Source organism: Chloroflexota bacterium, assembly GCA_014360805.1.
GTDB lineage: Bacteria > Chloroflexota > Anaerolineae > DTLA01 > DTLA01 > DTLA01.
The window spans coordinates 1-6,716 of sequence record JACIWU010000118.1; the positions used below are offsets into that span (position 1 = coordinate 1).

Genomic DNA, 6,716 nt, shown 5'->3' on the forward strand with positions numbered 1-6,716 from the left:
AATTGCCAATTTGCCCTACGATGGCCGCCGAGAGAGCAGCGCCAACCGAATGTGCGACCTCCCGATGGGCCTCCTGGCGCTATGTTACCACATCGTGCGTTCTTATGAAAAAGCGAGCGTGAGTAATGGCGATGATTCCGGTTCGGTTGGACGGCTTTCCGTAGCCGCCGCACCGTGGGCAGGTATGGAAACCTGCCCTACCGGCCCTCACCCAGAGACACGAAAAACCTCTGCGCTCTCGGGGCGCTCCGCGGTGAGGTAGGAATTATTTAGACTCACATGCGGGCCACGCGCCGCCAGCCCGTTACCGTGATCACCAGAAGCGCCACGAACATGGCTGCCAGCGCCCCTTCGGCGGCGCGCCACACCCAGATCTCGGCCCAGAAGGGCGCACGGGCCTCACCGCGCTCGGTTGCCGATAGGCCCCGCGCGGCCAATTCCGGCGTCGCCTCGGGTTGGAACGCGCCGCGCCCGTCCCCTTCGGGCGAGGGCACGGCAGGAGTCGCCTCGGGCGCAGCGGCGGGGGCGGGCGTCTCGGTTTGCGGCTGTGCCGCCAGTTTCATGACGACCTCTTCCGTGGCCGTCGGCTCGGGCGTCGTGGCGAACGCATACATATCGCCCGTGGGGGCAGGCGGCGCGCCCACCATCGGCGCGAGGGCAGGAGCAGGCGCCATCGGCCGCAGCCACAGGTCGCCCGCGATCACGAACGCCAGCAACACGCCCACCACAGCCGTCGCCGTCCGCAGGGCCATCAGCGGCGCAACGGCGAATGCGCCCGCGCGCGTCGGCTTCTCCGCCTGCGCCGGGCTGAGGACAAACGAGCGTGGAACGGCTACCCGAGGCGCCATCTGCACCAACCGCCGCGTCTGTTCCAGCGTCTGCTTCTCCCAGGCGCATTCGGCGCACGAGGCCAGGTGCGCCTCCACCTCGGCGGCCTGCTTCGGGTCCAGACGGCCATCCAGGTAGGCCGACAGATTCTCTTTGATTTGCTTGTGCTTATCTCGCATCCAGAATGCCATGAACCGGCTCCTCTAGCCTGTACCGCCTTGAAGACGATAGGCGGCGGGCAAAAGTTCCCCGTTGTGGAGCAGGTAGTCGCGCAATTTGGAGCGGGCGCGACTGAGCCGGGATTTGACCGTTCCGAGGGAGACCTGGGTGGCCTGGGCGATCTCCTCGTAACTCAGGCCCTCAATGTCCGACAGAACCAGCGTGATACGCTGGTCCGGCGGCAGCACGCTCAACCCCTGCTGGATGGCTGCCCCCAGTTCCTGCCGCAGCACGAAGTCCTCGGGGCTTTCGGAGTCATCGCGGAGCGTGGCGTCGTGCTCCGGCTCCACCAGCATGTCGTCCAGCGAGTCGGTGGGGCGGCGCTGCTTGACCCGCAACTGATCGTAGCAGGCATTCGTAACGATGCGCAGCAGCCACGCCTTGAACGAGCCGCCGCGAAACCGAGCGATGGCCTTGTAGGCCGACACGAAGGCATCCTGGGTCGCGTCAGCCGCCGCGTCGCTGTCGCCCAGGATGCGATACGCCACGTTGTACAGGGTGGACTGATACGCCAGCACCAGTTGATTGAAGGCGTGCAGGTCTCCTCGTTGAGCCTGCGCGATCAGGCTTTGTTCGTCCATCATGCTCCAAACTGCAAGGGCCGCCCCTGCCCTGCCCCGCGCCGCGGAACAGGGGAATGGTGGCGGAGGCGCGAGTGAGACGCATTCCCGATGGGATACTCACCCCATCATCTGTGCTTCAGCAACTCTTCTACGGTAAGGCCGATATCCTTGGCTATCTGGCGCAGCAGGATCGGTGAGACATCTCGTCCCGTATGAAAAGGCACGGTTGTGCACCGTCCATCCGGATGACGATACTGCCTATGGGAGCCTTTTCGGCGCACCTCCACAAAGCCGAGGTTCTCCAAGATCGCTGCTACCTCTCGCGGCTTGAGGACAGGACACTTGGCCATCATCCGCCAATCACCACTGTCTGGGTACCGACAAACTCGGCTTCAAGCGATGGCTCACCGTCCTCCAGCAGCATCTCAATGACTTCTTGCAGATTCTTCTGCAGTTCGTCAAGCGTTGCCGCTTGTGTGTGTGCCCCCGGGAAGCCCGGCACATAGCCGACATACAACCCCGTATCGGGACACTTCTCAACAACTGCCGTGAAGGTCCTCATCCCTACCTCCTAGATCGCCCCACGCCGCCCCCGCCTTGGCCCGCGTCATGCTGGGCCGAAGCCCCTCCGCCGACTCAGTTTCACCTCCCGTTGGTGAACTACACGCGGACCACCTCACCCCCTCGTTCCCCCTCTCCGCGCGCGGAGAGGGGGAGGCCGAAGGCCGGGGGTGAGATGTGGTATCCCCCGCGCCCTTCGGGAGGGCATAGACGCGACGCGCTTCCGGAAGCGTGCCGCGCCTTTCGCCAACACAAGACAGGACCGAATACCTTCCGCTCAGCAACTTGACGAAAGTTCCCTGATGCGCTATACTTCGCGCGAATCTGGCAGGTTCGCCTCCTGCGCCGAAGTGGCGGAATGGCAGACGCGGCGGTCTCAAAAACCGTTGAGGATCACTCCTCATGTGGGTTCGACTCCCACCTTCGGCACCAGACGGGACTATTATAGCAGAGTCGCGCGAGGTTTGACAAGCGGCGTCGGACGCGCACCGTGGCAGCGGGGGAAAGTCCCCCGCTCTTTTTGGGCCTGTTGTGCCCCACATGGAGGGAATGGCTCACATGCCAGTATGGGTGAAACGGGCGCTGGCCGCCCTCATCGGGCTTGTCCTCGGCCTGGCGCTGGGCGGCATCATCGGCTGGGTCGTGTGGCCCGTGCAGTACTATGACACCGACCTGCCCGACCTGCGCGCGGAGCATCAGTACCTATACATTCAGATGGTCAGTGAGCAGTGGGAACTGACCGGGGATTTGGCGCAGGCCCGCGCCGCCGTGGCGCTCCTCGGCCCCAAGGCCGAGCAGACGCTGGCGCAGGCCGTCTCGGCGCTGGAAGCGCGGGGCGACGCCCGTGGCGCGCTGCGCGTGCTGAAACTGATGGAGGCGCTGAAACAACCATGAAGCCCGCATCGGTGCAGGCGCCGCCGCGCGCGAGAGTTGGGCTTTGGGCCATGCTGGGCCTGGCGCTGGGCCTGGCCGTGGGGCTTGTCCTGGCGTGGGTGGTGTGGCCCGTCCAGTACACCGAGGCCGACCCCGCGGACCTGATGGCGGAGCGCAAGGCCCTGTGGGCCGACTTGGTCGCCGACGGCTATGCGCTGACGGGCGACCTGGACGCGGCGCGAGCGCGGTTGGCCTTGCTGGGCGTGCACGACCCGGGGGCGTTCGTGGCCCAGGTGGCCGAAACGCGCCTGGATCAGGGCGCAAGCCTTCAGCATATACGGGCCATGGCGCGGCTGGCTGAGCAACTGGGGGGAATCACGGCACGGCTTCTCGTGTACATCGCCACGCCAGCCCCAACGCCGACGCCCACGCCATCACCTTCGCCAACGCCAACGCCGTCGCCGACGCATACGCCGCAGCCCACGCCGACGCCCGCGCCGACCGCGACGCCAACCATGCCGCCGTCCATGCAGGTCTTCCGTCTGATCGCGAAGGAGAGCGTGTGCGCGGCGGGTGCCGGCCCCGACGTCATCGCCATCTTCGTCTTTGACGAGGAGGAGCGCGGCGTCCCGGGAATCCGCATTGAGGTAACTTGGAGCGGTGGCTCGGATGCGTTCTACACCGGCCTAAAGCCCTACGTGGATCCGGGCTATGCGGACTTCGTCATGGAGCCAGGCGTGGACTACACCGTGGCCGTCGGGACCGAGGGCAGCGACGTGGTGAGAGGAATTCGCGCACCCGACGAGCCCTGCCCAGAGACCGAGAGGTCGGCCCACCACGAGTGGGTGCTGCGGTTCCGCAGGACCAAGCCTTGAATCACGCGCGGCGCACAGGACCGCGCGAAGAAATCATCGTCAGGCCAGGAGAAGAGACTATGCCGTTGGTAACCAGCAAAGAACTGTTGCAGCGCGCGGCGCAGGACCATTTCGCCGTTGGCGCGTTCAACGCGAACTGCATGGAGCAGGTCCAGGCCATCGTGGAAGCGGCGCAAGAAGAGCGTGCGCCGGTCATCTTGCAGGTGAGCCAGGGGGCCATTCGCTACGCGGGCCTGGCCTACGCCGCGGGCCTGGTGAAAATCGCGGCCAGCCTGGTGGACGTGCCCGTGGTGCTACACCTGGATCACGGGACCGACTACGAGCAGAACGTGCGCTGTCTCCATGCCGGTTTCACGTCGCTCATGTTTGACGGCTCCAAACTCCCGTTTGAGCAGAACGTCGCCATCACCAAGAAGGTTTGCGACATCGCGCATATCGTGGGCATCCCCGTGGAGGCCGAACTGGGCCGCGTGGCGCAGTCCGACGAGCACCTGACCAAGGAGCAGGTGGAGGCCCTGATGACCGACCCCGACCAGGCGGCGGAGTTCATCCGCTTGACGGGGGCGGACTCGCTGGCGGTGGCCTGCGGATCGGTGCATGCCATGCGCTGCCAGGAGGCCGAACTGGACATTGCGCGCATCAAGGCCGTGTACGAGAAGACCCGCATCCCGCTGGTGCTGCACGGCTCCTCGGGCGTCCGCGAGTCCAGCATTGAGGAGGCCATCCAGTACGGCATCGCGAAAATCAACGTGGCCACGTACCTGAACGAGGCATTCACCGAGGGCATCAAGGAGGGGCTGGCCAAACACCCCGACTCGGTGGATCCGCGCCATGCGTTGAGCGTCGCGCGGGAGCGCGTCAAGGAGCGCGTCCGCGAGAAGATTCGCCTGTTCAAGTCTGCGGGTCGCATCACGGCCAGCGGCGCCTTCGTGGACGCGCCCAAGCAGTTCCGCAGCGCCCATCTGGGAGGCGCGGAAGAATAGCAAACCGCAATACCTGGGAGGAAATCGTATGAGAATCGGAGTTTTGACCGGAGGAGGCGACGTCCCGGGCCTCAACGCGGCCATCCGCGCCGTGGCCCGTCGGGCGTTTCAGTACGGGTGGGAAGTCGTGGGCATCCGCAACGGTTGGCAGGGCATGGTGGAGGGCATCTACGAACCGCTCACGCCCAAGTCCGTGTCGGGCATCCTGCACGTGGGCGGCACCATCCTGGGCACCTCCCGCACCAACCCGCTGAAAGACCCCAAGATGATGGAGAAGGTCTTCGCCAACTTCAAGGCCATGCAACTGGACGGCCTGGTGGCCATCGGTGGAGACGACACGCTGAGCGTGGCGGCGGCGCTGGCCGCCAAGGGCCTGCCCGCCGTGGGTGTGCCCAAGACCATGGACAACGACGTGGCCGAGACCGACTACTGCATCGGGTTTGACACGGCCACCACCACCGTCGCCGACGCGCTGGACAAACTGCACACCACGGCCACCGCGCACCATCGCGTCATCGTCGTGGAGGTCATGGGGCGCGACGCCGGGTGGGTCGCCGTCGTCGGAGGGCTGGCCGGCGGGGCCGACTTCATCGCCGTGCCCGAGTCGCCCACCAACATGGACGCCATCTGCACCCACCTGAAGAATCGGCGCGACGCCGGCAAGAACTTCGCCATCGTCGTCGTGGCCGAGGGCGCCAAGATCACCGACCTGCCCGAGCCCGAAGACCTGGGCGAGCGCGATGCTTTCGGCCATGTGCGCCTGGACAAGCGCAGCCTGGGCGAGCGCGTCGCCAAGGAGATTGAGAAGCGCATCGGGTTTGAGGCGCGCACGGTGGTGCTGGGACACCTGCAGCGCGGCGGCAGCCCGTCGGTGTTTGACCGCGTCCTGGCGACGCGCCTGGGCGTGTTCGCCGTGGACCTCATCCGCGAGGGACGCTTCGGCTATATGGCCGCCCTCAAGGGCAACAAGATCGTGCCCGTGGAACTGGAGCACGCCGTGGCGTCCAACAAGAAGATTGACCTGGAACTGTACGAACTGGCCAAGGTGTTCTTCTAGAGCAGTCAGCAGTCAGCCGTCAGCGGTCAGCGGACAGCAAGACCCCCGGGGCGCGAATGCCCTCGGGGGTCTTTTTCGTGTGCCGCGGCGCCGGCGGTCTCCACCTGGGGCACTGTTGAGGAGACAAGGCCACCCTTGAGCAGTAGAGCACGCGGCGAAACGTAAACGGCTCTGCGATCTCCGTGGTCTCGGCGGTGAAATGGCCAAGAGAACGCCGAGAGAAGACTACCAGCGCCTATCGCACTACCAGGTGGCCGAAACTCGTCCCGAAGCCCGTGCCCGCGACGCCGAAGAACTCGGCGACCGTTGCGCCCACGTCGGCGAACGTGGCGCGCGTGCCCAGGTCCACGCCGGCGCGAATCTCCGGCCCGGCCACCAGCAGCGGCACGTACTCGCGCGAGTGGTCGGTGCTGGGCGTCGTGGGATCGCACCCGTGGTCGGCGGTGAGGATGAGCACATCGCCCGGCCGCAGCCGCGCCTGGAATTCGGGCAGGCGCGCGTCCACCTGTTCCAGTGCGCGGGCGTAGCCCTCGGCGTTGTTGCGGTGCCCGTACACCATGTCAAAGTCCACCAGATTCGCGAAGATGAGACCGCGCGCGATGCGCTCCATGGCCGCCAGGGTCTGATCCATGCCGTCGGCGTTGTCTTTCGTGTGGACAGCCTCGGTGATGCCGCGCCCTGCGAAAATATCCTCAATCTTGCCGATGGCCACGACGGGGATACCCGCGTCCGTCAGATGATCCAGCACGGTGGGGGC

At 65.9% G+C, this 6,716-nt stretch carries 9 protein-coding genes and 1 tRNA gene; 5 read left to right on the forward strand and 5 right to left on the reverse strand.

From position 1 onward, the window contains the following. Positions 1-275: 275 nt before the first annotated feature. The 4 genes from H5T65_13400 to H5T65_13415 all read right to left on the reverse strand — a co-directional run bounded on the left by H5T65_13400 (position 276) and on the right by H5T65_13415 (position 2,172). Complete coding sequence (locus H5T65_13400; GenBank protein MBC7260225.1) at positions 276-1,019, reverse strand: zf-HC2 domain-containing protein; 744 nt, start codon at positions 1,017-1,019, stop codon at positions 276-278. 12 nt (positions 1,020-1,031) lie between these two features. Further along, on the reverse strand, positions 1,032-1,631 hold the full coding sequence (locus tag H5T65_13405; GenBank protein ID MBC7260226.1) for a sigma-70 family RNA polymerase sigma factor: 600 nt from the start codon (positions 1,629-1,631) through the stop codon (positions 1,032-1,034). A 104-nt stretch (positions 1,632-1,735) separates the two neighbouring features. Next, the gene (locus tag H5T65_13410) at positions 1,736-1,960 is read right to left on the reverse strand and encodes a type II toxin-antitoxin system HicA family toxin (protein ID MBC7260227.1); all 225 of its coding nucleotides are present in this window, start codon (positions 1,958-1,960) and stop codon (positions 1,736-1,738) included. Next, complete coding sequence (locus H5T65_13415; protein ID MBC7260228.1) at positions 1,960-2,172, reverse strand: type II toxin-antitoxin system HicB family antitoxin; 213 nt, start codon at positions 2,170-2,172, stop codon at positions 1,960-1,962. Before H5T65_13415 ends, H5T65_13410 begins: the two co-directional genes overlap by 1 nt. A 343-nt stretch (positions 2,173-2,515) precedes the next feature. On the opposite strand from H5T65_13415, the gene H5T65_13420 reads away from it, so the two are divergent. The 5 genes from H5T65_13420 (at position 2,516) to H5T65_13440 (ending at position 5,959) form a co-directional block, all read left to right on the forward strand. Continuing rightward, positions 2,516-2,603, forward strand: a tRNA-Leu gene (locus H5T65_13420). A gap of 126 nt (positions 2,604-2,729) precedes the next feature. After that, positions 2,730-3,065, forward strand: coding sequence for a hypothetical protein (locus H5T65_13425; protein ID MBC7260229.1), 336 nt, complete (start codon positions 2,730-2,732; stop codon positions 3,063-3,065). Then, positions 3,062-3,919, forward strand: coding sequence for a hypothetical protein (locus tag H5T65_13430; protein MBC7260230.1), 858 nt, complete (start codon positions 3,062-3,064; stop codon positions 3,917-3,919). The genes H5T65_13425 and H5T65_13430 overlap by 4 nt, the downstream gene beginning before the upstream one ends. Positions 3,920-3,978: 59 nt before the next feature. Beyond that, on the forward strand, positions 3,979-4,902 hold the full coding sequence (locus H5T65_13435; protein MBC7260231.1) for a ketose-bisphosphate aldolase: 924 nt from the start codon (positions 3,979-3,981) through the stop codon (positions 4,900-4,902). A 28-nt stretch (positions 4,903-4,930) separates the two neighbouring features. Then, positions 4,931-5,959 carry a 6-phosphofructokinase gene (locus tag H5T65_13440; GenBank protein MBC7260232.1) on the forward strand — a complete coding sequence of 343 codons (1,029 nt, stop codon included), beginning with the start codon at positions 4,931-4,933 and terminating at the stop codon, positions 5,957-5,959. 235 nt (positions 5,960-6,194) lie between these two features. Here the strand turns inward: H5T65_13440 and H5T65_13445 are convergent. Beyond that, positions 6,195-6,716, reverse strand: a 522-nt coding sequence (locus tag H5T65_13445; GenBank protein MBC7260233.1) for a phosphopentomutase, incomplete at its 5' end; no start/stop codon positions are given.

Excerpts from the sequence above, each read along its gene's own strand:
- H5T65_13440 (MBC7260232.1), top strand. The coding sequence starts at position 4,931 with ATGAGAATCGGAGTTTTGACCGGAGGAGGCGACGTCCCGGGCCTCAAC.
- H5T65_13415 (MBC7260228.1), bottom strand. The coding sequence starts at position 2,172 with ATGAGGACCTTCACGGCAGTTGTTGAGAAGTGTCCCGATACGGGGTTG.
- H5T65_13400 (MBC7260225.1), bottom strand. The coding sequence starts at position 1,019 with ATGGCATTCTGGATGCGAGATAAGCACAAGCAAATCAAAGAGAATCTG.
- H5T65_13410 (MBC7260227.1), bottom strand. The coding sequence starts at position 1,960 with ATGGCCAAGTGTCCTGTCCTCAAGCCGCGAGAGGTAGCAGCGATCTTG.
- H5T65_13405 (MBC7260226.1), bottom strand. The coding sequence starts at position 1,631 with ATGATGGACGAACAAAGCCTGATCGCGCAGGCTCAACGAGGAGACCTG.
- H5T65_13425 (MBC7260229.1), top strand. The coding sequence starts at position 2,730 with ATGCCAGTATGGGTGAAACGGGCGCTGGCCGCCCTCATCGGGCTTGTC.
- H5T65_13430 (MBC7260230.1), top strand. The coding sequence starts at position 3,062 with ATGAAGCCCGCATCGGTGCAGGCGCCGCCGCGCGCGAGAGTTGGGCTT.
- H5T65_13435 (MBC7260231.1), top strand. The coding sequence starts at position 3,979 with ATGCCGTTGGTAACCAGCAAAGAACTGTTGCAGCGCGCGGCGCAGGAC.